The organism is Psychrobacter proteolyticus (assembly GCF_039762275.1).
Taxonomy (GTDB): Bacteria; Pseudomonadota; Gammaproteobacteria; order Pseudomonadales; family Moraxellaceae; genus Psychrobacter; species Psychrobacter proteolyticus_C.
Window position 1 is genome coordinate 46,990 of sequence record NZ_JBDLOB010000010.1, and the last position, 25,390, is coordinate 72,379.

The window sequence follows — 25,390 nt, forward strand, 5'->3', positions numbered from 1 at the left end:
GAGTAATAAAATTTACTACGATATCTGCTTTCGGCTGCTATTCGACAAGCTAATTTTTACGCGACCAGAGCCATTCAATCAGTGCCAGTAGCGCATCATTATCTGTGCCAATTTTGTCGGTGCTACTGTTCAAATCACCATTACTCATTTCGCGCATAATAGCAGCGCGTCCGTCATTAAACAGCGACTGCGCATAGTCAGTCGCCTTATCCACGCCCATGAATTTTACGTAGGTAGATTTGTCTAGTTTTTCATCGCTACCCGCAGGCTTACCAAGCGTATCAGTCGTCATCGTGACGTCTAGCACATCGTCTTGGACTTGAAAGGCAAGACCAATGTATTGCGCGCACTCTTGTAGTGCCATGCGTTGTGGAGCCGTTGCACCAGCACAGACGCCGCCCATGAGCATCGCCGCTTCAATCAACGCCCCTGTCTTATCACGGTGAATGGCTTCTAAATCATCCTGCGCGATATTGGTACTGGCTTCGGCATTGAGGTCTAACATTTGACCCGATACCATGCGTCTGGCGCGCGGCGCAAATATTGCCATGAGCTGACTGGCGATATTTGCATCAAATGGCGCAAAAGTTGGCATCTCCGCGGTCAATACTTCAAAGGCTAGTGTCTGCAATACATCTCCTGCCAGTAGTGCCGTCGCTTCATCAAAGGCGATATGAGCAGTCGGCTGACCACGGCGCAGCTCATCATCGTCCATACATGGCAAATCATCATGTACCAGTGAGTAGGTATGTAGCAGTTCCACCGCCAATGCAGCACGGCGCGACATATCGTAGTCTGAGTCGTTTTCTAGTAGCGTGTCCAGATCAGTATCGAGCGTATCGATATCATCATTATGCTCGTCTGTACGTTCATTATTACTGCTATTAATACTGGCAAAAGCGCTGGCAACCATCAGTGGACGTACCAGTTTGCCTTGACCCGTCATGACATAGCGGCAAGCATCTACCAGCGGGCTAGGGAGTTTGGCATAATCAAACAATACCTCGATATCTTGCGCCAATTGCTCGCGTACAGCACCATGAAACTGCTCAGTGCTTTGAAAAGAGACAAAGTTAGAAGGGATGAAGCCAGTAGAGGTAGTGCTAGAAGTAAGGGAAACAGTCATAATCCAACCATTTATCAGGAATACAGTAAAACTTATTAGGGATAAGGTAAAAACGCTATTAGTGTAGCATGATAGGTCATATCGCTTATGTGACACACGGTATCAATTGATTGTTTTTTGCATTTTTCTACCAAAGTCTATTCGAAAGTAAAGCAATCTTAGCTGCAATATAACGACAAGATTTCGTTACCGATGGATGATGTCACTCTCTGGTTGAATATGTTCTGATAAAAGAGCAAGCTAGGCTGGCACGTTAATTTTATTACCGTAGAAAAGTGGTACTGAATAGCTAGCACTGACCAAGTAGCATGGATCAATTGGCATTTATTCAGTAGCGCTAACGGACTGTCGTTCCAAAGACGGCATGCATGAAGTCGACAACACAAAATAAATCTAAATTAACAATTCAGTATACATTTATTCACTAAAACACTTTTAGCGTAAGGTAAATGCCTGCAAGTGATTTAAGAGTGACTTGCGAGTATGGTATTAGCTTGTGACAGTTAGGGGCATAATCCCCTACACTAATTGACGTGAAAATGGTCTGATGGTGACCCTACTGGGTTTTTTCTCAGGATGTTCAATCGTCGATACCGAGTGTTAGACCAAGTCTCAGTCAATATTTTGAACATCAGTACCTGCAACAGCAGTATATAAATGAAGCGTCATATGATGTCATGCAAGAGACGCAAAATACGTGCATCATGATGAGCGCTGGATAATAAAGACATCTTCACTTGTGAGCTGGTTATATGTTTGTCTTTATAACATGACAAGCGCACAGTGCTATTACCCATTTTACTAACAGTAACTGGCTATTTATTTTAATTCAAAACGTAGCTTTCGTTATATAGAAAGGAGTTTCAAATGGTATACCAAGGAAATCGCATCACGGTGACAATGCTAGAGGATGGCATCGCCAACATGCAGTACAACGCCGAAAATGAGAGCGTGAACAAATTTGATGCCGAAACCAACAAACAGTTTGGTGAAGCAGTTAGTGCGTTAGAAAAAGCCGACAACGTAAAAGGTCTTATCGTTACTTCAGCCAAAGGCGTGTTTATCGCTGGTGCTGATATCACAGAATTCGTCGGTTCTTTCAAAAAATCAGAAAGCGAGATCAAAGATTGGGTCGTGCATGTTAATGACGCTTTCAATCGTTTTGAGGATTTGCCATTCCCGAAAGTTGCGGCTATCAATGGCGCGGCAATGGGCGGCGGTTGTGAAATGACTTTGGTTTGTGAATACCGTGTCATGAGTGACAAAGCCATCATCGGTTTGCCAGAAACTCAGCTAGGTATCTTCCCAGGTTTCGGCGGTACAGTTCGTAGTACGCGTATCATCGGTATCGATAACGCACTTGAGCTGATCGCGACTGGTAGCCCAAAGAAAGCATTGGCAGCATTGAAGCTAGGCTTGGTTGATGCGACTGTACCTGCTGACGACTTACAAGATGCCGCAATTGATCTAGTCAAAAAATGTATCTCAGGTGAGCTTGATTGGAAAGCAAAACGTGAAGAAAAACTGGCTCCAGTTAAGCTAAACCAACTTGAGCAAGCGATGGCCTTCAACAGTGCCAAAGGTGCTATTTTCGCTAAAGCCAATCCTAAGCAATACCCAGCACCAGCAATCGCTATCGAAACGATCGAAAAGCACGTTAATTTATCACGTGACAAAGCGATCGAAGTAGAAGCTGCTGGTTTTGCTAAAGCCGCCAAGACGCCACAAGCAGAAAGCTTGGTTGGTCTATTCTTAAATGATCAGCTAGTCAAAAAACTGGCCAAAAAACACAGCAAGCAAGCACACGACATCAGTGAAGCCGCTGTACTAGGCGCTGGTATCATGGGTGGCGGTATTGCTTATCAAGCAGCCAGCAAAGGCTTGCCAATCATCATGAAGGATATCAAGTCTGAGCAATTAGACCTTGGTATGGGCGAAGCGAGCAAACTGCTTGGCAAAATGGTAGAACGCGGCAAGATGACCCCAGCAAAAATGGGTGAAACCTTAAGCCGTATTCGTCCTACTTTGAACTATGGTGACTTTGCTGAGACTGATATTGTTATCGAAGCCGTTGTAGAAAATCCAAACGTGAAGCGTGCGGTACTAAAAGAAGTAGAAGGCTTGGTAAAAGACGATTGTATCCTAGCATCAAACACCTCGACTATCTCTATTACGTTCCTAGCAGAAGCGCTTGAGCGTCCAGAAAACTTCGTTGGTATGCATTTCTTCAATCCAGTACATCGTATGCCATTGGTCGAAGTTATCCGTGGTGAGAAATCATCTGAAGAAGCCATTGCGACTACTGTTGCACTTGCTTCTAAAATGGGTAAAGTGCCAGTAGTGGTTAACGACTGCCCAGGTTTCTTGGTAAATCGTGTATTGTTCCCATACTTTGGCGCGTTTGACTTGTTACTGAAGCAAGGTGCTGACTTTGCTCATGTCGATAAAGTGATGGAAAAATTCGGCTGGCCAATGGGCCCTGCATACCTAATCGACGTGGTCGGTCTAGATACAGGTGTACATGGCGCAGCAGTGATGGCTGATGGTTTCCCTGACCGCATGAAGCCTGACTATAAAGGTGCTATCCAGCATCTATATGACAATGAGCGTCTGGGTCAGAAAAACGGTATCGGTTTCTATAAGTACGAAATGGATAAGCGCGGCAAGCCAAAGAAAGTTGCTGACGAAGCCACTTATGAGTTGCTAAAAGCCACGACTGACAGCGAAAAGCAAACGTTTGATGATCAAGCAATCATTGATCGCACTATGATTGCCTTCTGCAACGAAACCGTTCGCTGCCTAGAAGATAACATCGTAAGCACCCCAAGCGAGGCCGACATGGCGATGATCATGGGCGTAGGTTTCCCTCCATTCCGTGGTGGTCCTTGCCGTTATGTCGACCAAATGGGTCTAGATAACTACTTGGCACTATGTGAAAAATACGCACATCTTGGCAAAGCTTATGAAGCGCCACAAAAGATTCGCGACATGGCAGCCGCAGGCGAGACTTTTTACGCAACAGCGTAATAGTCAGTCATTACTAGGATGAAGTGCAGTACGTTTGCTATTTTGCATGAAAGCAATTGAGACATGAATAGTCTCCAATAGCGAACGTACGATTATAGTTGGTTTAGTTTAATGCTAGTACGAGTAAATCAAGCGCAAATGTACCTATTGTACTTTGAGCGAGATTAACAAGGTAATAGTCGCAAATTGGACTGACTACACTGACAATAAAAATTGAAAAGGAATATGGTATGACAACTTTAAGTCCAAAAGATGTGGTCATCGTAGATGGCGTACGCTCGGCAATGGGCAAAACCAAAAACGGTATGTTCCGTCATGTACGTGCTGACAGCATGTCAGCGGAACTAGTACGTGCGCTAGTAAAACGTAATGACTTTGATACCAATGATATCGAAGACATTATCTGGGGTTGTGTCAACCAGACGCTAGAGCAAGGCTTGAACATCGGTCGTAACATCGGTTTGCTAGCTGGTATCCCAAAGACTGCTGGTGGCCAAACGGTTAACCGTCTATGTGGTTCTTCTATGCAGGCGCTACATACTGCCGCTGCACAAATCATGACCAACCAAGGTGATGTATTCATCATCGGCGGTGTTGAGCACATGGGTCACGTCGGCATGATGCACGGTGTTGATTTGAACCCTGCTGCTTCTAAGCACTATGCAAAAGCGTCAAACATGATGGGCTTGACTGCTGAAATGCTAGGTCGTATGAACAACATCACGCGCGAAGAGCAAGACGCGTTTGGTCTTGAGTCACATCGCCGTGCATGGGCTGCAACTACTGAAGGTCGTTTTGACAATGAAATCATCGGTATCGAAGGTCATGATGCTGCTGGTCGTCTGCAACTATGTACGGTTGATGAAGTGATTCGTCCAGATGCAACGATGGAGCAAATGCAAAAGCTACGTCCAGCGTTTGATCCAAAAGGCGGTACAGTAACAGCGGCAACGTCATCTGCATTATCTGACGGTGCGTCAGCAATGCTAGTAATGAGCGCACAAAAAGCCAAAGATCTAGGTCTAAAGCCACGTGCCCGTATCCGTAGTATGGCTGTTGCTGGTTGTGATGCTGCTATCATGGGTTATGGTCCTGTACCTGCTACCCAAAAAGCATTGAAGCGTGCTGGCATGAGTATCGGTGACATGCAAACCATCGAGCTAAACGAAGCATTTGCTGCTCAAGGTCTATCAGTATTAAAAGGTCTAAACCTATCTGACAAGCAAGACATCGTTAACATCAACGGTGGTGCCATTGCTCTAGGTCATCCACTAGGATGTTCAGGCGCTCGTATCACAGTGACATTGCTAAACGCAATGGAGCAGTCAGATACTGAAATCGGTCTAGCGACAATGTGTATTGGTCTTGGCCAAGGTATCGCTACTATTATTGAGCGTGTTTAATCTTATTTATATAAACAAGATTATTTGAACACTTAATAAGTAGCTACTCGCTAACGAAAAACCTCTAGTCATAACGGCTAGAGTTTTTTTATGGATCAACTTAATGTTTGGTAAGCTAATAAATCGCGGAGTCGAAAAATAGAGTATCACGGTGATTAAAAATTATCTCCATTGACGCATTCATGAAACTATGACTAAATAAGAGAAAGATGAACCATGGCACTGTTTATGATAATTCTAAAATAGTTTTTAGTTGCAACTGTCAGCCGTACAAGGAGTGTACTATGTCTACTATGATTAATGATCGCACCTATCGAATCGCTCGTGAGAATACCCAAGCAATGATTGTCGATGTGCAAGAGCGCTTAACGCCGCATATCTATGACCACGAAAATATCGTCAAAAAAACCGTTACCTTGATTAAAGGGCTGCAAGCGCTCAATATTCCAATCATGCTCAATGAACAATATAAAAAAGGCTTGGGTGATACCTTACCAGAGCTGCGCGACGTACTCGAAGGAGACAATGCCAAGAGCTTTGAAAAGGTTACCTTTAGTGCCTGCGACAACAATGATTCATGGCACCATTTGGCGCAGCAGAACCGTAGTACTGTTCTGCTTTTTGGTGCTGAGGCTCATGTCTGTATTATGCAGACGGCACTAGATTTATTGGACAATGGTATGCAGCCTGTCATTATTGGGGATGCGGTGGGATCTCGTTTTCCTTATGATAAGAAGCAAGCAATTCGTCGTATTCGCCGTGCGGGCGGTGTAATTAGCACTGTCGAATCAATCTTATTTGAACTGTGCCGTAGCAGCGAAGACCCTGCATTTAAAACGATTATCAATTTGATTAAGTAGGTGGTTGAGCCTTAGTTGCTCAAAGACTTGAATAAATAGGGATTCAGTTTAACCATTTATCTTCTGATTTATAATAGATAGCGCTTGGTAAAATAAGCGCTATTTTTTCGATAACGGTAATAGCCTTTTAACCATTACTAGATATCAAACCAATTATCATACTTTTAGCAATGAAACTTAAAATCGCTAGAACTTATAACCGTTAAAACCAATAATTAGAGAGAATCAGAGAAAAAATAATGTCGCAAGCCAGCTCTATATCACTCACTCATTCCGAATCTACTTCACATATCGACATTGACGATGTCACTCATTTCTTATTGGAGTTAGATGCGCTCAAGCGCGTGAATCGCCGCAGCTATGTGACACAGACCACTCGCAAAGAAAACTCCGCCGAACACTCTTGGCATCTAGCGATGGCCTGTTGGTCGATTGCTGAATTATTTGCGCTCGACGTCAATCATGAAAAGTTGCTAAAGATGGCGTTGGTTCATGATTTAGGTGAGATTGATGCGGGCGATACTTTCTTGTATGCCGATACGCGTACTGATGCACACGTCGAAGAGCGTGCAGGTATTGCCAGATTGCAACGTGAGCGAGGCAATGGCATTAGTGATTTAAGCGAGGTTTGGGAAGCGCAAGAAACAGGAAGCAGCAAAGAGAGTCAGTTACTCAAAGTCGTTGATCGTTTATTGCCGTTTCTACTCAATCTGAATACTAACGGTAAAACGTGGATTGAGCTTGGCGTTACGCGCTCGCAGGTAGCGGGTGCGCATGCATTTATCAAAGACAGCTTCCCTCCTATCCATGATTGGCTCTCACATAATATTGCATACGCAACTCAGCAAGGTTGGCTGATTGATACGTAAATCTGCATAAGTACCAGACATAAAAAAAGCCCAATTAAGCATGATGATTTACGCTTAACTGGGCTGATATTTTCAGTATTTTTATATAGGCGTGTTATTGAGCGTTTGCCATTCCTAGCAATTGACCCATTTGCACGACACTGTTGGCTTGCATACTATCTAGCCAGTCAGCCTTTGCTGCTTTTGGTAATACCACGATAGCCGTTGAGCCTAGATAGAAGCGTCCAAGCTCTTCGCCTGCTGCAAACTGCATGTCATGATCGGACTCGAATATGTCGTCAGTACGAGCAATCTTACCAGTGGCGACGGTTTCAATACCAGCGACAATCATAGCGCCAACCATTACGACAGCTGCTTTGCCATACTTGGTATCAAACATACAGACCAGACGCTCATTACGCGCAAACAAATCTGGCACGTTAGCCGCCGTAGTATTGTTGACCGAAAACAGTGTACCAGGTACATAGCGAGTCTTAGTCAATGTGCCAGTAAACGGCATATGCACACGGTGATAATTACTAGGTGCTAAGTAGATAGTTGCAAAACTACCATCAGCGAAATAACTGCCGTCTTCACTGTCAGCAAGCAGTTGGCCAACATCATAGTGACGACCTTTTGCCTGTAGTAGTTTATGGTCTTCGATTTGTCCTAGCTGAGAGATAATACCGTCCGCAGGACTCACGATACCGTTTACAGTGGCGTCGATGGTACGAGCGTCTTCTTTTAACTCACGGGTAAAAAAGTCATTAAAACTTTCATAAGCGTTAAGGCTTTGGCGTTCGTACTCATCTAAGCTGATATTATAAGCTTTGGCAAAGCTACGGATAAAGGTGCGTTTGACATAAGGATGGCGACTGGCGGCCAAACGCCCAGCGACTTTACTGAGCTTTTGCTGCGGCACAAGCTGTTGTAAGGTGGTAAATACATTCATAATAAGGCTACCAAAATAAGGTGTAATGTAATAGGGGCGTGTTGGAAATTCGACCATGGTACTGACAGTGGCTAAAATTGCGCCATACTACGTTGTAAATCTAGATAAGGCATGAGCATTATTGTCGTTTTACGCCTTGTCTGGAACAATTTTAGCGATCCGCAGTACCTATTTGTGAATATCAAACACGCCCTAATAATAGTTAAGTTAATGACGGTATTTTATCATGGACAGCATATTATTGTATGGCCATAATCTGTTAAGGAATTAGTAAATGAAAGCACTCATACAACGGGTGAAGCAGGCTAGTGTGGTCGTCGATCAGCAGTGTATTGGCGAGATTGGGCATGGGGTATTATCATATATTGGCTTAGGACACGAAGACGATTTTGCCGCTGCCCAGCGTATGATCGACAAAATACTGACCTATCGCATTTTTGAAAATGACGATGATCCTGCCAAATTTGGTAAACTGGATAAAAACGTTCAGCAGGTTGTTGGTGGGCTATTATTAGTCTCACAATTCACCTTGATGGCAAAAACAGACAAAGGTCGCCGACCAGACTTTGGTGGTGCGATGGCACCTGCTGCGGCGCAAGTATTATTTGAACAACTGGTCGACTATGCCAAAACTAAGCACCCGAATGTGGCAACTGGTCAGTTTGGTGCGGATATGCAAGTGTCGAGCGTCAATGATGGACCGCTTAATTTTTTACTAGAAATCTGATTTTAGAGTGTCATCAAGCTGTCATAATTAATCCGTTTAATAGGTAGAGACTGGTGAGTATATATCGCCTTTTTACATGCTAGATTTTGTCCTCTAACACTGAGAATGTCCTATGTATAATGAGCAAATTTTGATTGTTGAAGATGAGCCTGCGATTCGTGAAATGGTTGTCATGACGCTAGAGATGGCTGGGTTTGATAGTTTGCAAGCGGCAGATGTGTCAGAGGCGCATCAGCAGGTGGTCGATCATAGACCATCACTGATACTATTAGACTGGATGTTACCGGGTGACAAGAGCGGTGTGGATTTTTGTCGTATGCTCAAAAACGACGAGCTACTCTCTGAAATACCAGTCATTATGCTAACGGCAAAAAGTGAAGAAGACAGTAAGGTGCATGGTCTAGATGCAGGCGCAGATGATTATATGACCAAGCCTTTTTCGACTCGTGAACTGATTTCTAGAATCAAAGCCGTACTACGTCGTAGTAGCGCGATGAGTAGCGACAAACCTATCGAAATTGGGCAGTTAAGTCTAGATACCAAGAGTCAGCGCGTGACAGCTGCCGGTAAAATCGTTGATGTTGGGCCCACAGAGTATCGTCTATTGGCATTTTTTATGAGTCACCCTGAGCGCGCCTATACACGCACGCAGCTGCTCGATCAGGTATGGGGCGGCAATGTATATATCGAAGACCGAACCATCGATGTGCATATCAAACGTCTACGTAAATTACTGCGACCTTATGACTGTGATACATTGATACAGACGGTACGTGGAACAGGCTACCGATTTTCTAGCCTGATTGAGCCAAGTTAATCTTGTACAAATAATGCCGCAGCAATATAAAGGCCGCGGATAGTGGTAAGGATAAGAAATGGACAAGATAGCGTCAGTACAAAGTGAGCAATCAGCTCTATTAGAGCAAATCTCTACTCAAAGTACAGCAGAGCAACTCAAAAAAATCGGCAGTGCACTACGAGCCTTGCGCGATGCAGTGATTTTGCTCAACAATAATGACGGCCTAGAATGGTGGAATCAGGCGGCACAAGATTTATTGCTGCTACAGCCAGAGGATAAAGGTCAGAACATTTTTGACTTTATTACTGTACCTGAGTTCCGCCAGTATTATGAAGGTACAACGATACCTAACGATGGCGTCCATATAGAATCATGGCGAGATCCTAGTCGCTACTTAAAGTGCGAACTGACGCCTTTCGGTGATGAAAAACTGCTGTTTGTATATGACGTGACCCGCCTGCGGCACTTAGAGCAAATGCGTCAGGATTTTGTGGCGAATGTCTCGCATGAGCTTAGAACACCATTGACTGTGATGATGGGCTACCTAGAAAATTTCTCCGATCAGCCAGATATGCCGCCGCAATGGCGTCGCGGTTTTGAGCTTATGACGCAGCAAACTGCCCGTATGAACAGAATCGTGAACGACTTGCTGCTATTGTCTAAGATTGAAATCGAAGAGTCACACGAGCTGCATTACATAGATATGACTAAGCTACTAACCAATATCTACGACGATGCCCAAGCGTACAACCAAGCGTACAAACACATCATTCATTTGCATATAGATACGTATGATGGGCTCTACGGGTCAGAGATGTACTTAAATAGTGCGCTATCCAATCTAGTAATCAATGCCATCAAATATACACCAAAAGGTGGCAATATCACTATAAGCTGGACAAGGACGTCTGATGGCTGCCGTTTCGCGGTCGAAGATGATGGGATCGGTATTGCGTCAGAGCATATCGCCCGTTTGACAGAACGTTTCTATCGTATCGACAAAGGTCGCAGTCGTGCGACAGGTGGTACGGGGTTGGGATTAGCGATTGTAAAGCACGTATTACACCAGCACGAAGCGCAATTGCAAATCGATTCAGTAGAAGGGGAAGGATCGACATTTAGTGTGGTATTTCCCTCAAATTACGTCAGATCCGTTACAGCCAATTAATACAATTTTTGGTCTGTATGAACGTCAGTTTTTCGGTTTCAGTTTCTTGATTAATATAAACCTAGCGTGACTTCAAATTAGGATAACGACATACTTTTTTGTATTCGTTAATCCTTTTGCAAAAGCGGATAAGGGTTGACCGCACTGCCATTAATATAGATACCATAATGTACGTGTGTCGGTGTCCCTTTTGCATTACCGCTATCGCCCACATAACCTATCACATCGCCCTGATTGACCCAGTCATTGGGAGAGATGTCAGCATAGTCTTCTAGATGAGCGTAGTAATGTCCTGCGCCACCAGGCCCTACCACCACGACCACGCGTCCACCCAATGTGTTCTCACCAACCTTGCTTACTACGCCTTGCGTGGTCGACTGCACGGGAGTATTACGCGGCGCAAAGATATCGATACCTTCGTGGGAGCGGCCTTGACTACGTGCCGCGCCCCAAGTATCTGTCAGGTTTCGTTCTGGTAGTGGACTGGGCAAGCTATTTTCGGTCGGTAGCTCTTGTTGTAATAGATTTAATTGCTGCCATTTGGCAACCACAAATGATTGCGTCTGTTGACTGATACTGGGTAGTAGCTTATCAAAGACGAATAACAGTGCTAGCAATACGATGGCTTTAATAAATAGGCTTATTAAACGACTAAAAAAAGAAGGTCTGGGAGGCTGTTTGTTTCCATCTGCTAGCATTGATGTCTCATATATATTTGATGTCATTTGAGTTTTTATTATAAAAGCTTCGTCTTATAACGTATGTATCGCATTGTTATCTATCGTTTTTACCCCCATAGATATTCTTATGGTTAAGGATATAGACAGCAAATACAGTTTTATCTACTTAACATTTCTGCTGAGCATAGACAATTGCTACTGATGGTTAATACTTTATGAATGATGCTTTTAAGCCTGCTGATATTTCTGCCACGCGCGAAACGGCGCTGGTTATCGATACCGAAACAGATCAGGGCAGTGATCCCAGACCTATTCAAGTTGCTACTATCAATGTAGCAACTGGTTTTGAGTGGATGAAATATTTTAATAGTGGTCGATCTATTTCACCCATTGTCATAAAGGTGCATGGTATTACCGATGATGATGTGGTTGGTCTAGAACGTTTTGAGTTGGAGCAGTTTGAATTACCAGAGTACTTGATTGGTCATAACGTACGTTTTGATTGGCGAGTGATTGGCAGTCCTTCTGCTAAGCTGATTTGTACGGTGAGACTTGCACGGGCAGCGTTTCCAGAATGGCGTGCTTACGGTCAGTCCAAATGTATCGAGCAGTTATTGGGCAAGGGTGAAGCGAGTGCAATGACAATTGCCGCTCATGACGCGCTTGGCGATGCTCGAATGTGCTATCTACTGTATCAAGCATGCTGCGAGCGTCTAGAAATTGCGCCGACAGATTTTGCAGCAGCACATGCTATTTCTAATAAAGCGACCCCTGTGAGCAAGATGCCGTTTGGCAAGCATAAAGGCAAGCCGATCAAAGACGTGCCCATCAGCTATGTTAAATGGATGATAGGCAATATTCATAATATGCAGCCGTCCCTGTATTCGGCACTGACTAAACGCTTAAAACTGGAAGAAGCAGAAAATGCAAAAAAGTAACCTGAATTATCGAGGGTCTACCATGTATGGTGCGACATGGTGCTAAGCTTATGGTTGGTCGTGCAACCATGTCACCGCCATCTGCCATAGCTGCGGCGCTTTGATATTGGTCTTACTGCTAAAATAGCGCATATGACCGATATGATTTAGTCCAAAATCCTCAGGGTCTAAGAATCGCTTTTCTACGGGCATTTTTGTAAATACCCTTATCATATCGTCCATGTTTTCACTGTTGGCGATATCATCATCGCTAAAGCCAAGCCACAATGCCGGCATGCTGAGCTCATCATAGAAATGCGTGTGTATGCTTCTGCCAAACGCGGTTTTGATATAGCCTGCGCCATTACACCATTCACGCCATTGACGAGCCACGCCGCGTGGCAGTGGCTCACCCATACCTATTTTGTCTGACGGTGTATAGCCCAATGTTAAATTAGTGAATGGAATAAACGCATCCATAAAACCCATGGCTTTGAGCTTATATGGCATACCCATATTTTTGATACGTCCTGACGAACAAGCGACATTGAACACTGAGCCAATCGCCTGATAGTTAGGCATCAAGCCGATGAGCTGACCACCCGCGCTATGACCGATGAGATGATAAGACGCATCAGGAAACTCATCTTGTAAAGCATCAAGTACAGCTGGCATGTCATGGCGACCCCAACTGATCAAGGAAGCGCTACATTTTGCCAGATCGGTCGATAGTGACTCACCGATTCCCTCGTTATCAAAGGTCAGCACCCCAAAGCCACTTTCTGCTAGATAGGTCGCAAAATTATGATAAAAGTGGCGCTTGATACCTGTGGCTGGTGCCATCATGATGGCTTTTTTTGTCGCATCTTTAGGGCGGTAGACAGTGGCTGCCAATGCTTGGTTGCGATCGGTCATTATGCTTAATGAGTAAGTATCAATATTACTCGCGTCATTCATATTACTTTTACTCGTGAGAGTGCCATTAAGCACAGAGCTTGATGGCTCGGCAGTAGGAGAGGCGTTGTGATTATCCATGGGTATACCTTAGTATTTTTATTAGTAGATAATGAATATCGGGCTATGATGAACAATAAATGCGCATCTTGAAAGTGTAGTCGTTGCGTAGTGATAAATCGTTGTGACTATGTGGTAGCATTGCTTATGTTAAGATAAATGCTTGCAAGACAGTTGCTCAAATATGACTTCCAAGTTTTATATAGCTTGGTTGAGTTTGTCTTATGAATCATGTGCATGACAATATAAATGATAGGTGTCGGTATGCAGCCTTCACTAATAACAAGCACTCAATAAAAACTGACAGGTAATTAAGGAAGCTATATGCAAATGAAAATCAACGATGATACTTATGATGTAATCACAAGCAAAGACATTACCAATATCGAAAAAGCAGTCGACAAGTCTGCCTTATCAATGCCGCTCGTGGCTGTGTATTGCGGTTCACGCTTGGGCAATGGTGACGTATATGAACAGGCAGCACGCGAGCTCGGCAGTGCATTAGCAAATAATGGCATGGGGCTAGTATATGGTGGCGCTAGTATCGGTCTGATGGGCGCAGTTGCGGATGAAGTAATTAATGGCGGCGCGCAAGCAGTGGGTGTGATTCCAACCTTTATGCTCAAGCACGAAATCGCTCATGAGCAGCTGACTCGCTTGCATTTGACTGACACTATGCACACGCGTAAGACCGTCATGGCGGAGTATGCCGATGCTTTTATTACGCTACCAGGCGGGCTAGGAACATTAGAAGAAATCATGGAAATTGCTACGTGGCGTCAATTGTACCAGCACGAAAAACCAATGATTATTCTAAATATCAATGGTTTTTATGACCGTATGATTGAGCATTTGAAATATACCACTGAGCAAGGCTTTATGAAGCAGGAAGATTTAGATCGTCTAGTGGTGTGCAATACCATCAGCGAAGCGATCGATATGCTACAGACAGTAGTGACCATAGATGATGCTGTGGATACGGAGAAAATGGCAGGCAGTAATAGTTAAGCCATTATAGCTATTAGTACACAGCAAATGTTTAAATATTAAAAGCTATGACGAAAAAAGGAGCAGATAACCAAATCTCGGTTATCTGCTCCTTTGTTATATGTATTAATAACCTATCAGCGAATCATGTCTATTAGGCATCAGCAGGCGTGAGATCGTCCAATGCTACTTCACGAATACTATGATTGACATGAGCCATAGCGATTGGGAATCCACGCTGCTCAGCGAGCACACGTGCAACCTCATCGACAGCCAGACTATCGTTATGGACAAGGTACGACCACTCATGAGCATAGCGACTACGATTCAGAGGTGTATCGTTCTCTATCAAACCTAGATCTGTCAGCTCATTAACTATTTGATCAGCGGCAATCAAGGTCGAAGATGCTTTGACGTTTTCTGCACGGGCATAGCGTATATTAGAGTACAAGCTCACGTCAGCGACTCGCAGCGTATCATCCTGTCCAGGAATCTGCTGCCCACCGTATAGCGCGTTACCAACAGTACGTGCGCTGTTAAATGTCGGTACAAACTCAGCCACATACTCAATCGCTTGCTGACTACGCGCTTGTAGGGGCGCTTTATCCCAACCATCTTCAATATAGTGCACATATTGCTGTGGCAATTTGGGCTGCGCACTGTCTTCACTTGATGCGACAAGACCATCATCAAACAAAGTAATGGCTTTACTCATACCGTGAATCTGAAAATATCCACCAGGGTAGGGAGTAAGCTGCGCCATGCCTTCTGGCGTTCCTCGTTGACCATAAACGATAATCTCTGGTATCTGTCCACCAGCATCGCCCCAATGAGTCACATAAGACGATTTGAACTCAACCATACGCGTGACTTCGACACCGACCATATCGTCGATGACACCCGTACGGAATCCGCAAGCATTGACTAGATAATCAACTTCGATAGACTCAGGCTGAGAGGCATGTTCTTGACTATGAATCTGTTGATAGTCGATACGCCATTTGGTGACATGATGGTCAGCGTTGGTACAATTTTCACAATCTACCGGCACGACTTTTTGCACAGCAGTTTCAGTAAATACATGCGCATTGTCGTATTCTTCGAGCGCAAGCTTAGCAGAAGCGGCTAAACGAAAAATATTCCAGCCATATTCTTGAACAACAATTAACGGAAATTTAACTTTGTTCAAATCCAAGTATCTAGCGACTGGAATCATCCATTCATCAACCGTACTTGGTACAGCGACTTGCTCACGTTCAGCCAGCTCAATCAATTGCTCATGGCTGTATAACTGGTAGTAATCTTCAGGCTCGCCCAATACTTTATTATTAGCATCTTGCTCGATCAGTTCTTGATAAGCATCGGTCAAAATATCTAAACGCGGTAGTAAGTCTTCAGGCAGGCCTTCGTCACGTGTCGGTACGGCAAACACAGTAGGACGAACGTCAATAGTGTGCGGATATAAACGCAAAATATCGATACATTGCTTGAGCAGTGCTACGCAATCCTCGTCCGGTATTTCACGGTACAAGTTACCACCTGCGTGCAAATGACACATAGGTGGTCCATCAATGAGTGATTTTTTCTTCTCGAATAAGTAGGTCTCTAATCCTAATGCAGCAAGTCGAATCGCAATTGTCGATCCCGCAGTACCGCCGCCCAAAATGCCAACACGTTTTTTAGGTTGAGTGTTTTGTGCCCCATAAGATAACACCCCAGAATGAGCGTCACGATTAAAGGATTGAGCGTAGTTTTTATCAAAAGACTGAGTCATTGTCGTCGTTGTATCCTTAATAGCATCTGTATTAGGCCGTGCTCGGTATATGTATCAAATGTTCTATATTTCTTGATATGCGTGCGAAAGTAATTAAGTTCAACACACAAATCTGAACTTCAATAGTCATCTTTTCTATTGTTTAGCCGTTCTTCATCTCTATAGGTTTATTTTACGAAGAACTACAGACAATATGATGGGAAATACGTAAGAAGATGCATGAGTTTTGTCAACGAGTCGCTATATGTGTGAAGTTTCTCAGATGAACGAGTCTGTTTAAAAATAGAGTAAACGAGAGAGGTGGCAAAATTGTGAAATCGAAAATAAGCTCGTTTTATTATTTTGTAAAATTCGACCACTTTTGTAAGCGTGTATATTGATTAACGAGATAATCTAAAGCCGTATGCTATATTTATTTTGCTTAACAAGAAGCGTAGGTTCTGTTTTGAGGACTGTTCAAAACTACAAATATCAAAATGAACAATAGGGACAGTCGATAAAGTAAACGACAACAAGCTTATCGCTATAAAAAATACGACTAAAATTACAAGGAAGTTATGATGAAAAATATAATGATGTTATCGGTACTAACAGGTGTATTAACACTAACTGGCTGTACTACTTTAAAAAACGTAGTCGGTAACGATATGTCAGGTACGCATGAAGTACAGGCAACCAGCAACAATACAGCACCAGTCACTAGCAAGAATGGGGTGTTGGTAGATGCTACCAACCATATGACGTTGTATACGTTTGATAAAGACTCTATGAACCAGTCAGATTGCGGTGCAGCTTGCCAAGTTGTGTGGCCAATTTTCAAAGCGCCTAGCGATGCTAAAGCCTCAGGTCAGTTCGCTGCCTTTAAGCGTGAAGATGGCAAATATCAATGGGCAATGAACGGTAAGCCTTTATACTTCTATGCTAACGATACAAAAGTTGGTGACAAAGACGGTGATGATAAACTTGGCGTTTGGCACGTTATCCCAAGTAAATAGTACGCATTAGATATAGACTGACTCGAAAACGTTAAGATAAAAAAGCAGCCTATCCTCAAGTATAGAGGCAGGCTGCTTTTTGTTTGTTTGGTTCTATTTTCCGCTATCGAGAATACTACCGTGCGTATATTCTTTAATAATAGATGTGACCTGTACTATGTCACATTTGCTAAAGGCTCAGTCTGAATGGTCTCTAGCACTTCTTCTTTGCTAGGCTCTTTTCTATATAAAGGAAAAAAGTCTGAAAGCAGATCACTTTCCGTGAACCAGATATCCGCCACTAACTCTGTATATTTCGCTGCGTTGACAATGAGTCTATAAGTCTTAAATAGCAACTCTTGTGAGCTAAAGCCTTTTTTATACTCATATAAAGAATCTAAATTGGAGCCAACGCCGCCACCAAGATGTAGCACTTCATAACGGTTCTCTCGTCCCCAGTTGCGAGCGACATGAGTGATAAGTTTAGAAGGTTGTAGGTGCGTATAGGCGTTCAGCGTACCGCCAAGATGAAACTGCATAATGCCTGACTCTTGGCAGAGCGTATATATAGAAGACCCAATCGCTTTATCATCTTGATAGGCAGTTATCAATAATATTTTTTCTTGAAGGTTTTCAAGCAAATTAAAAAAATAATCATCATCAAAGAAGTAATAGTCACTGGCCTTGACGTGTCGCATTGTCTCTTTATAAATGTCTGAAAACACCATCGCGTTCTGTCGGGTCAAGAACTCTGTTTTTGTCACGACATCCATTTTTATGGCTTTTTTGATACCACGGCGATGTCGATTTTGTGTCTCGCTCCAATGCTCTTCTTCAGACTTACTTAAATCAGACATCAAAGTCAGCCCGTGAGTCAGTGCTTTGCCAACTGTGGGTATCCATTCTTTATTAATAATCGGGTGCAACCGCATAAACAAAGACACGCAGCCTCTCTCGCAAAGAAAAGCTCTTATCTCATCTAGTACGACGTCTAACTCGGCATCAGTGAGGGTTTTGTCCATCAACGGGCCGCCGTAACCATAAGTGGAAGTAGCATCCCAGTGCTCTGAGTCAATTTGTCTAATTATGATGGGTAACAATACCTCCTTGTTCTTATAGTGAGCGATGATACCTTGAGGTTTGCCCTTGTCGATGACAGCTGAGGCCGCAATCCAACCAGATAAATGGTATATATCAAAATGATGATTTGATACCTTCTTATCCCACTCAGCATCTATCGCTATGTAATCAACTTGTACTGTATCCACGTTGCTGCTCCCTCAGTGTTGCGTTATATATTCGTAAATCCGTATATATGAATATAACAACAAAGTATGAAGCCTTCAAGTATATAAAAACCTTTTATGTAAAATAATGAATATATATGATTAGAGCGTAGAAGAATTTGCAGGAAATAAAAAAGCAGCTTGCCTCTATATATGAGGGTAGGCTGCTTTTCTCGTTTTTGTAGAAAGCTGTTAGAGAGCTATAAGCTTACTTTGATTTTTTTTCTACTAGCTCACCATCGATTTGGATAGGGACGTTGGTCGTGATACCGTCAGCGTAAGCAGTCATACCGTAAGCGGTGCGATCAAGTGTACCAGTGGCACGGAAACCAACGACTGGCTCTTTGGTAAGGGGGCTATTAGCGATTTTGTTCAATGTAACATCTAAGGTTAGTGGTTTGGTTTGACCTAGCAAAGTAAAGTCACCGGTTACTTTAGCCTGCTGAGGATTGATGAATTTGACCTGAGTAGATTTGAAAGTCATGTTTGGATATTTTGCAACATTAAAAAACTCATCCGTTTTTAAATGCTTGTCACGAGCATCCCAATTGGTATCGATACTGTCAGTCGCAATGGTAAAGTTCATGCTGGTTTTATCGGGTGCTTTGATATCATAATTCACCATACCTTTGACATCATTGAAGTGGCCCATGGTGGTTGAAAACCCTAAATGACTGACAGAAAATCCAACGCGAGTATGGGAGTCATCTAGCTGCCATTGGGTCGGTAGGGCGGCGCTTGCCATGGTAGTAACTGCTAATGCTGAGCCAATAAATAGTGCTTTGGTGGCCGTGCTTAGTTTAGTATTTATCATTAAATGATCCTTATTTAATCTAATTAAGTTATGAGTGATTAAAAAGTAAATGAGTTGTTAGTAGCGATGTTTAAATGGAGTTTGTATCGCGTAGCTGTACCCCTTGAGCATACTGTATATAATTAAAGGCTAAGGTTGTATTTAGTTAGATTATCTACAATATTATACACCATTGATTAATTTAGCTAACTTTATTACTCTACTAAAATCAATCGCCTATCTCAATTCTCTCAACCTTATAGTGACAAGTTATCACATATCTCTATCACAACTGCTCCTTGCGTCTTGCATCAAAAACCGTTAAAATCGCGGTTTAATTTTCCCGCTGGGGAAAGGCTAAGCGAACAGAAGGGTGGTGTTGGGTGCTGGAATAAGCCAGTGACGCAGTTGCCATACTTGTAATGTCCTTAGTGCCTCAGTTACGTATGTCATTATTTGTTTGATACATCATCGCTGATGCTGTATTTAGACGTTGTACATACATCGGACCTAGAGAGTATATTATGCGTAAAGATATCCATCCTAATTACCAAGAAGTTTTATTCCACGACACTAACGCTGACGTGTTCTTTTTGACTCGCTCAACTGCTAAAACTAAAGCGACTCGTGAATACGAAGGTAAAGAATACCCATACTACCCACTTGATATCTCAAGTGCGTCGCATCCATTCTATACTGGTGAGCAACGTAAAACTTCTACTGAAGGTCGTGTTGCAAGCTTCAACAAACGCTTTGGCGCATTTGGCGGCCGTAGCAAGAAAGCTGCAGACGCTGCTGAATAATTTGCACTTACGGTGTAAATATATTTTGTTAAGCAATAAAAAACCGCTGATTATTCAGCGGTTTTTTTTGGTTTAATTTTTTATAATCTAAATAATAATCTATCCAGCTTTTTAGCGCTCAAACTCAGTGGTAGATGAGTCCAATAACTGAATAGAATCTAACAACTGAATAATAGTCTCTACAATTTGCTGTGCCCAATAGCCGTACATCAGACTACTAGGATGAAATCCATCACTGGCAAACATCACATTGATATCGATAGCCGAGCCATTTGCATGCTCTTCTAGCATCCTTGTAAAGTCGGTTGCCATATATGTAACACCAGCATGAGCCGCACAGACCTGCTGCAATATCCCATCAAGTACCGATGCTTTTGCACCCACAAAGTTATTGAGCGGAGCAGGAATTGCAGGCATTTGCGCCATCGGCGGCAAACTTAAAAAAACCAGTTCTCGTACGCCAAATTTGCGCTGTGCGATATTGATAATGTCTTCAATTTGCTGTTGCCATTTATGCACAGAGACATTGGACGTCGTGTCATTGACCCCTACGCTTAGCAACATCACATCAATAGGCTGTTCAGGAGCAGGTAAGACATATAACCTGCGTAGAATATCAAAGCTAGTATGACCTGTTGTCGCTTGCAATGACCAGTTAAGTCGAGCAAAGTTTGCTTGGATAGCTTCGTTTTGTTCCAGTATCGGTATGAGCTTACCGACCAACGCTTCCTGCTGCGTTTGGCTACCTACACCTGCTGCTGCTGAATCGCCAACGACCATAAGGTTAAATGTCTTAGCATCTTGCGTTGATATCTCATTATTCGCTTGAGGCAGGTCAATCACGCCGTGCCTTTCGCCATGTGGTTCAGGCAAGCGAACCGTATCACGTTTGATTTTTCGGCCTTGATAGAGGTAGACAGGGGCAAGTAAGACGTCTCTTGCGACCGATGTCAGCTTACTAGTACCTACCATCCTGCACGTTCCCTAATAGTCGTAAGACTGTCTTCAATTAACAATTTACCATCGACGTAGACATCACGTAATAGATTGTCAGTTGGATCGCTCATCTCATTTTCTTTGACGGTCGTTAGCTGGCCGCTGTCGTCTCTTACCAGTGCCAATCGTCCTTTTTTCGAGCGTTTTGAGCGGCTGGTGACAGGATCTTTATAAATATCCTTCCATGCACCATCGATAGAGATAGCGCTAGATTTCATCGCCCAACTCATGGTGTCGCGGTTGACTTGCTGCAATAGACCACCGCCCATACCAAATGTCACGTTTTCTATGCTAAAGCCCGCTTTGATGACCACATCAATAATTTTGCTTAAGCTTTGCGAGCTAATGCCATCACCTTGGATGATGCGTACGTAGTCGGGCAACACTTTATAGCCTTTGCTGTTTATGGTCGTACCGAACTTCACTGCCAAGCGCTCCAACGCTTCACGGACGACTTTGGTAGGTTCGCCGCTGTCCGGTCGAATAACCAAAGTGCCGCCCATATTTTTGACTTCGTCTTTTAAGGCGTCGCCCCAGATATTGTCGATGGCATTCCATAAATCATAACTATCTGAAACGACCGAAAAGGCTTTGTCTTCACCGCCAAACTGCTCGATCATATTGTGAAAAGCAGCAGTCTCGCCATCACGTCCCCAAGCTGTCATCGTACTGTGCTCAGCCGCTGGAATAGAGAATGCAGGCATATCGTCGCCCATTTGATACCAGCGACTAGCAGCAATAAGCGCTGTCATCGAGTCAGTACCAGCAAAGTTGACCAAATGCGCTAAGCTACCAAGTGCAACCGTTTCTTGGCTCGATGCACCGCGCGCGCCAAAGTCATGCAAGCGAAAAGGCAGGGACTCTGTATTGTCCGCTGATTTTTCTAACGCTTGACGGATAATGTCTTTGCAATAGTGAGAAACACTAGCGACCGTAGATGGATACCAAATCGCACGCAATAGCGCTGTTTCAATATAGCTGGGTAGCCAGTAAAACTCAGGATCGGTGTTGATCACTTGGCAGACTACATTGGACACAGGCACGATGCTACCTTCGGGCACGGCTTGGATGCGCAGTGGCAAATAGCCGTCGTGTTTTTCAATCAAATGCTCCCAGCCAGCACGATTGAAGGTTAGGCCATGCGCTTGAATGACCTTTTCGGCTTCATCGATATCTTGATGAGTGATAGGCGTGCTTAGATATTCTTTGATAAAGGCTTGTAAACCAAAGAACACCACATCGTAGTCGCCCTTGCGCGCCTCAATGTAGCTTGACAGGTACTCACTACCGCTCGGGTATTGCACCCAATGTGAGGTCTTATAGCTGTCGCTATTTAAGATTAAATTGTTTAGATTACTGGTATACATCACAGAACTCCTCTGCTTTGAAATGCCGCAGCTGCTTTAATGAAAAAGCAATGGCGGCGGTTGATTGCCGTCTATCGGCATTGGTATCAAATTATTAGTGCGATATTTAGTAATAACTGTTTTGGTAATAATTTGCTCAAGTCGCTATTATAAAAAGCTGCTAAAAAATGCTATTAAAGAAAGCTACTAGAAAAAACGATTAGCAGTGAACTACAAGCCAACCATTTTAGTAATAATCGCGTAGTGATCTTCAAACATCATTTTTGCATCAAGCTCTGCCAAGGGTAGCCAAAATGCCTTGGTCGCATCATCGCCGCCTTTTACTTTTGGCAGACCTTTTGGATCGTTTTTGAGCTGAAAATAAAACGCTTGAGTAATGGTGCGACCACGCGCTGAGCGATACGGATCGTCAAAGGTATGTTGGCTATGGCAAGAGCCGCGCAGTACTGGCTCAGGCACTTTGAGACGAGTTTCTTCACGTAGCTCACGGATACAAGCATCAAACAGCGTCTCTTTCGGATTTAGAAATCCACCAGGTAGCGCCCATAGTCCGCGCCCTGGCATACTGCGGCGCTCAACCAGTAGGATGTGCCCCGACTGTACAATCAATGCATCGGCAGTCATAAAAGTAGGCGGGTATGGTGCTGATTCCCATTGTCTTTTATATTTATCGATAAAGTCTGCTTCTTCATGCAGCTGATGATAGTCGTCAGTTTGTTTGAATGCATCGAGGACGTTGCGCGTAGACTCAGGCGTACGCTCGGGCGTCGGCGTGGCACCCATCAGATAGCTGTCGCGAATAGGCGTGGCTGATAAGTTATGATAATTGGGCACTGACACAGAGTCCCAGTTGGGGAACAATGACAGATAGTACGATGAGCTGTCTTTTGAATGACCAATCAAGCCAATATCTGTCTGCAAGTCACCAGTGACAGATTTTACACCTGCCTGCACATACTGTAGCCAGCGAGTGTCATTGTAGAGTGCGTCATCTAAGCCAACACAGTGAATGCGTGCGGCTTCTTCTTCAGAGTAGGCACCTTTAATCATTGCGGCACGCTCAGCGACGCTAAACGGATTGCGTAAGCTACGTGGCAAGTTGGCTGAGCCAATCAGCATAATTACTTCATCTGAGCGTTTTAGTGCCTCATCGATGACGGCTTTGTGGCCAGCATGAAACGGCTGAAAGCGTCCGATAAAGACTAGATAACGATAGTGCTTACTGCTTTTTTGATCTAGGTTTTGCTTATCTGACTGTTGCTCTGATAATTCACTCATAGACGCCAACTTCCTACGACTTATTTTTATTGATTAAAAATTAATGACGCTAATACTGACACAGCCCATGACTTTCTGACAAGTATAAAGATGTTTAGGGGTGTGTCATTATCGAAATCATCCAAACGAAATCTCTACTTTAACTGGCATACTTCTCTATCCATGCTGTCACCGTTGGCCAAATCTCTGTGGCAGCATTGCGGCTGATCATAATGCGACTGTGCGTATAGTCATCTAAATCGCCGTTACTGAGCGAGTACTCTCGAAAGATATTAGTTGAATTATCAAAGCCATCAAAAAACAAACGACAGCCGCGAGTAGGGGATATGAAGGTATCGCCTTTTGCGCTAATAGAATAAACGGGAATGGTAACCTGTGGCATATGATGACGATAGTCGATAAAGTCATCACCAGTACTTTTCTGCTGGTTAAAGCTTTCGTTCACTTCGTCTGTATTCGTCCTACCTTTATCAAAATTAGCCTTGTTCAAAAAGCTACTTTTAAAGTTTTCACCCAAATTCCAATCGTACCATTGGGTCATCGTATAGTAGCTTTCGTTAAAAGGGCCTACCTTTAATTGCTTAGCTGGTATGAATCCGACCAGTCGAGTAACTATCTTGGCTGTAAGGATTTTCGCGTGGCTGGTCCAGTCTTGCACCGCTCCAAAAGCTTGGCAGGCAAATATACTGATGCTATTGACCTTATCGATATAGCTTGGGTTTTGGATGAGAAACATGGTCAAACCAACACCGCCACCACTATGAGTAACGCAGTGCAGGTTATCGAGTTCTAATTTTTCAAAGAAATAACGAAAAGTCGCCTCATAGTCGTAAGTGGCGACAGTCTCAAAGTTGAATTTTTCTTTCGGTAAGGAGCTATCACCATGTCCGCGCCATTCCATGATGTAGCAATGATGACCAAGCCCCGCAAAATATTCGGCGATTTTGAGGCAAGTTTGCTTGTCAGAAAACGTACCATGCGTCAAAAATATGTTTTGCGGTGTGATGTCATGTAGGTTGTTTTCTGATGTGTTAGCTATCGTATCTTTGTCTGGATTATCGACTACTTTCCAAACGGCAATTTTCTCATCGTCCTTGGTAGTTACTAGGTGCAACGTCCGTGTCATCATAAAAATGATCCTATCCAAAAAATACGTAATCTTTATACAAGTCGATATTTATACAAGACAATTAAAAGCTACCATGCTCATAACGCTAATGCACAAAATCATTCAAATTATCAATACTACGTCAAAACCAGACGACTTGCTCGGACTAGATGTGAACGGTATGGCATATCGAAAATGCTGAGTGCGCTTGATAAATGGCACAGCTGTCTTTATATAGAGAATAACTTGGCAGCCTACACAATCATTCAGCGTGTTTATCTGTCCTGGTTTAAATATTGAGTTACTTTGCCACCTGTTAGCATCATTAAAAAAACCAATGACGACAATTTACAATAGCCTCAGTTCAATTCACAGTAGCGTGGTCGGAATTGATGCTTGATTCAGGTATAATGACTGCTATAGACGGATTAAACTTTATACTCATGTCGACCAATGTCATACAATAATAAATATCAATCATTGCCAGTCTGCATGCCTTATAT

The 25,390-nt window shown here is 43.4% G+C and carries 22 protein-coding genes; 11 read left to right on the forward strand and 11 right to left on the reverse strand.

What is annotated here, in order from left to right; genetic code table 11:
- Positions 1–49: 49 nt before the first annotated feature.
- Positions 50–1,126, reverse strand: coding sequence for a polyprenyl synthetase family protein (locus ABFV72_RS12805; protein WP_347164054.1), 1,077 nt, complete (start codon positions 1,124–1,126; stop codon positions 50–52).
- 867 nt (positions 1,127–1,993) lie between these two features.
- On the opposite strand from ABFV72_RS12805, the gene fadB reads away from it, so the two are divergent.
- The 4 genes from fadB (at position 1,994) to ABFV72_RS12825 (ending at position 7,285) form a co-directional block, all read left to right on the forward strand.
- A complete protein-coding gene (gene fadB / locus ABFV72_RS12810) occupies positions 1,994–4,153 on the forward strand; it encodes a fatty acid oxidation complex subunit alpha FadB (RefSeq protein WP_101205329.1) in 2,160 nt (719 codons plus the stop codon).
- A 230-nt stretch (positions 4,154–4,383) separates the two neighbouring features.
- Positions 4,384–5,556 (forward strand): acetyl-CoA C-acyltransferase FadA, encoded by a 1,173-nt coding sequence (gene fadA, locus ABFV72_RS12815; RefSeq protein ID WP_347164055.1) that lies wholly within the window; start codon positions 4,384–4,386, stop codon positions 5,554–5,556.
- A gap of 284 nt (positions 5,557–5,840) precedes the next feature.
- Positions 5,841–6,416 (forward strand): isochorismatase family protein, encoded by a 576-nt coding sequence (locus ABFV72_RS12820; protein ID WP_101205330.1) that lies wholly within the window; start codon positions 5,841–5,843, stop codon positions 6,414–6,416.
- Between the two features lie 239 nt (positions 6,417–6,655).
- Positions 6,656–7,285 (forward strand): HD domain-containing protein, encoded by a 630-nt coding sequence (locus ABFV72_RS12825; RefSeq protein WP_347164057.1) that lies wholly within the window; start codon positions 6,656–6,658, stop codon positions 7,283–7,285.
- A gap of 94 nt (positions 7,286–7,379) precedes the next feature.
- Here the strand turns inward: ABFV72_RS12825 and asd are convergent, their stop codons facing one another.
- Complete coding sequence (gene asd / locus ABFV72_RS12830) at positions 7,380–8,216, reverse strand: archaetidylserine decarboxylase (RefSeq protein WP_347164059.1); 837 nt, start codon at positions 8,214–8,216, stop codon at positions 7,380–7,382.
- A gap of 274 nt (positions 8,217–8,490) precedes the next feature.
- Here asd and dtd point away from each other — a divergent pair, with 274 nt between their 5' ends.
- The 3 genes from dtd to phoR all read left to right on the forward strand — a co-directional run bounded on the left by dtd (position 8,491) and on the right by phoR (position 10,910).
- Positions 8,491–8,943: a D-aminoacyl-tRNA deacylase gene (gene dtd, locus ABFV72_RS12835; RefSeq protein WP_347164061.1), complete on the forward strand. Its 453-nt coding sequence runs from the start codon at positions 8,491–8,493 to the stop codon at positions 8,941–8,943.
- A 112-nt stretch (positions 8,944–9,055) separates the two neighbouring features.
- Entirely contained in the window at positions 9,056–9,760 is a 705-nt protein-coding gene (gene phoB, locus ABFV72_RS12840; RefSeq protein ID WP_057761786.1) for a phosphate regulon transcriptional regulator PhoB, read from the forward strand.
- 58 nt (positions 9,761–9,818) lie between these two features.
- Positions 9,819–10,910, forward strand: a complete 1,092-nt coding sequence (gene phoR, locus ABFV72_RS12845; RefSeq protein WP_201549547.1) for a phosphate regulon sensor histidine kinase PhoR — start codon at positions 9,819–9,821, stop codon at positions 10,908–10,910.
- 107 nt (positions 10,911–11,017) lie between these two features.
- Here phoR and ABFV72_RS12850 read toward each other — a convergent pair whose 3' ends face one another.
- Positions 11,018–11,608, reverse strand: a complete 591-nt coding sequence (locus tag ABFV72_RS12850) for a M23 family metallopeptidase (protein ID WP_347164062.1) — start codon at positions 11,606–11,608, stop codon at positions 11,018–11,020.
- A 197-nt stretch (positions 11,609–11,805) separates the two neighbouring features.
- Here ABFV72_RS12850 and ABFV72_RS12855 point away from each other — a divergent pair, with 197 nt between their 5' ends.
- A complete protein-coding gene (locus ABFV72_RS12855; protein WP_347164064.1) occupies positions 11,806–12,528 on the forward strand; it encodes a putative quorum-sensing-regulated virulence factor in 723 nt (240 codons plus the stop codon).
- Between the two features lie 48 nt (positions 12,529–12,576).
- Here ABFV72_RS12855 and ABFV72_RS12860 read toward each other — a convergent pair whose 3' ends face one another.
- Complete coding sequence (locus ABFV72_RS12860) at positions 12,577–13,464, reverse strand: alpha/beta hydrolase family protein (protein WP_347164096.1); 888 nt, start codon at positions 13,462–13,464, stop codon at positions 12,577–12,579.
- Between the two features lie 381 nt (positions 13,465–13,845).
- Here ABFV72_RS12860 and ABFV72_RS12865 point away from each other — a divergent pair, with 381 nt between their 5' ends.
- Entirely contained in the window at positions 13,846–14,529 is a 684-nt protein-coding gene (locus tag ABFV72_RS12865; protein ID WP_057761780.1) for a TIGR00730 family Rossman fold protein, read from the forward strand.
- 133 nt (positions 14,530–14,662) lie between these two features.
- Here ABFV72_RS12865 and ABFV72_RS12870 read toward each other — a convergent pair whose 3' ends face one another.
- A complete protein-coding gene (locus ABFV72_RS12870) occupies positions 14,663–16,282 on the reverse strand; it encodes an FAD-dependent oxidoreductase (protein WP_347164066.1) in 1,620 nt (539 codons plus the stop codon).
- A gap of 560 nt (positions 16,283–16,842) precedes the next feature.
- Between ABFV72_RS12870 and ABFV72_RS12875 the strand changes: the two genes are divergently transcribed.
- Complete coding sequence (locus ABFV72_RS12875) at positions 16,843–17,277, forward strand: COG4315 family predicted lipoprotein (protein WP_201579867.1); 435 nt, start codon at positions 16,843–16,845, stop codon at positions 17,275–17,277.
- Between the two features lie 155 nt (positions 17,278–17,432).
- Here the strand turns inward: ABFV72_RS12875 and ABFV72_RS12880 are convergent, their stop codons facing one another.
- Positions 17,433–18,524 carry a GNAT family N-acetyltransferase gene (locus ABFV72_RS12880; protein ID WP_347164068.1) on the reverse strand — a complete coding sequence of 364 codons (1,092 nt, stop codon included), beginning with the start codon at positions 18,522–18,524 and terminating at the stop codon, positions 17,433–17,435.
- A 226-nt stretch (positions 18,525–18,750) separates the two neighbouring features.
- On the reverse strand, positions 18,751–19,356 hold the full coding sequence (locus ABFV72_RS12885; protein ID WP_347164069.1) for a YceI family protein: 606 nt from the start codon (positions 19,354–19,356) through the stop codon (positions 18,751–18,753).
- Positions 19,357–19,859: 503 nt separating this feature from the next.
- On the opposite strand from ABFV72_RS12885, the gene ABFV72_RS12890 reads away from it, so the two are divergent.
- Entirely contained in the window at positions 19,860–20,138 is a 279-nt protein-coding gene (locus tag ABFV72_RS12890; RefSeq protein WP_057761772.1) for a type B 50S ribosomal protein L31, read from the forward strand.
- Between the two features lie 111 nt (positions 20,139–20,249).
- Here ABFV72_RS12890 and ABFV72_RS12895 read toward each other — a convergent pair whose 3' ends face one another.
- From ABFV72_RS12895 to ABFV72_RS12910, 4 genes are all read right to left on the reverse strand, one after another.
- Entirely contained in the window at positions 20,250–21,110 is an 861-nt protein-coding gene (locus ABFV72_RS12895; protein ID WP_347164071.1) for an SGNH/GDSL hydrolase family protein, read from the reverse strand.
- The gene (locus ABFV72_RS12900; protein ID WP_347164072.1) at positions 21,104–22,501 is read right to left on the reverse strand and encodes a nicotinate phosphoribosyltransferase; all 1,398 of its coding nucleotides are present in this window, start codon (positions 22,499–22,501) and stop codon (positions 21,104–21,106) included. The genes ABFV72_RS12895 and ABFV72_RS12900 overlap by 7 nt, the downstream gene beginning before the upstream one ends.
- A 210-nt stretch (positions 22,502–22,711) precedes the next feature.
- Positions 22,712–23,779, reverse strand: a complete 1,068-nt coding sequence (locus ABFV72_RS12905) for a bifunctional nicotinamide-nucleotide adenylyltransferase/Nudix hydroxylase (protein ID WP_057761766.1) — start codon at positions 23,777–23,779, stop codon at positions 22,712–22,714.
- 139 nt (positions 23,780–23,918) lie between these two features.
- Positions 23,919–24,908, reverse strand: coding sequence for an alpha/beta fold hydrolase (locus ABFV72_RS12910; RefSeq protein ID WP_347164074.1), 990 nt, complete (start codon positions 24,906–24,908; stop codon positions 23,919–23,921).
- Between the last annotated feature and the right edge of the window lie 482 nt (positions 24,909–25,390).

What these genes read in the sequence shown, in the direction of transcription:
- ABFV72_RS12875 (WP_201579867.1), top strand. Translation starts at nt 16,843, where the DNA reads ATGAAAAATATAATGATGTTATCGGTACTAACAGGTGTATTAACACTA.
- ABFV72_RS12820 (WP_101205330.1), top strand. Translation starts at nt 5,841, where the DNA reads ATGTCTACTATGATTAATGATCGCACCTATCGAATCGCTCGTGAGAAT.
- phoB (WP_057761786.1), top strand. Translation starts at nt 9,056, where the DNA reads ATGTATAATGAGCAAATTTTGATTGTTGAAGATGAGCCTGCGATTCGT.
- ABFV72_RS12900 (WP_347164072.1), bottom strand. Translation starts at nt 22,501, where the DNA reads ATGTATACCAGTAATCTAAACAATTTAATCTTAAATAGCGACAGCTAT.
- ABFV72_RS12865 (WP_057761780.1), top strand. Translation starts at nt 13,846, where the DNA reads ATGCAAATGAAAATCAACGATGATACTTATGATGTAATCACAAGCAAA.
- ABFV72_RS12870 (WP_347164066.1), bottom strand. Translation starts at nt 16,282, where the DNA reads ATGACTCAGTCTTTTGATAAAAACTACGCTCAATCCTTTAATCGTGAC.
- ABFV72_RS12860 (WP_347164096.1), bottom strand. Translation starts at nt 13,464, where the DNA reads ATGAATGACGCGAGTAATATTGATACTTACTCATTAAGCATAATGACC.
- ABFV72_RS12895 (WP_347164071.1), bottom strand. Translation starts at nt 21,110, where the DNA reads ATGGTAGGTACTAGTAAGCTGACATCGGTCGCAAGAGACGTCTTACTT.
- ABFV72_RS12885 (WP_347164069.1), bottom strand. Translation starts at nt 19,356, where the DNA reads ATGATAAATACTAAACTAAGCACGGCCACCAAAGCACTATTTATTGGC.
- ABFV72_RS12850 (WP_347164062.1), bottom strand. Translation starts at nt 11,608, where the DNA reads ATGCTAGCAGATGGAAACAAACAGCCTCCCAGACCTTCTTTTTTTAGT.
- dtd (WP_347164061.1), top strand. Translation starts at nt 8,491, where the DNA reads ATGAAAGCACTCATACAACGGGTGAAGCAGGCTAGTGTGGTCGTCGAT.
- phoR (WP_201549547.1), top strand. Translation starts at nt 9,819, where the DNA reads ATGGACAAGATAGCGTCAGTACAAAGTGAGCAATCAGCTCTATTAGAG.
- ABFV72_RS12905 (WP_057761766.1), bottom strand. Translation starts at nt 23,779, where the DNA reads ATGAGTGAATTATCAGAGCAACAGTCAGATAAGCAAAACCTAGATCAA.
- fadA (WP_347164055.1), top strand. Translation starts at nt 4,384, where the DNA reads ATGACAACTTTAAGTCCAAAAGATGTGGTCATCGTAGATGGCGTACGC.
- asd (WP_347164059.1), bottom strand. Translation starts at nt 8,216, where the DNA reads ATGAATGTATTTACCACCTTACAACAGCTTGTGCCGCAGCAAAAGCTC.
- ABFV72_RS12890 (WP_057761772.1), top strand. Translation starts at nt 19,860, where the DNA reads ATGCGTAAAGATATCCATCCTAATTACCAAGAAGTTTTATTCCACGAC.
- ABFV72_RS12805 (WP_347164054.1), bottom strand. Translation starts at nt 1,126, where the DNA reads ATGACTGTTTCCCTTACTTCTAGCACTACCTCTACTGGCTTCATCCCT.
- ABFV72_RS12910 (WP_347164074.1), bottom strand. Translation starts at nt 24,908, where the DNA reads ATGATGACACGGACGTTGCACCTAGTAACTACCAAGGACGATGAGAAA.
- ABFV72_RS12855 (WP_347164064.1), top strand. Translation starts at nt 11,806, where the DNA reads ATGAATGATGCTTTTAAGCCTGCTGATATTTCTGCCACGCGCGAAACG.
- ABFV72_RS12825 (WP_347164057.1), top strand. Translation starts at nt 6,656, where the DNA reads ATGTCGCAAGCCAGCTCTATATCACTCACTCATTCCGAATCTACTTCA.
- fadB (WP_101205329.1), top strand. Translation starts at nt 1,994, where the DNA reads ATGGTATACCAAGGAAATCGCATCACGGTGACAATGCTAGAGGATGGC.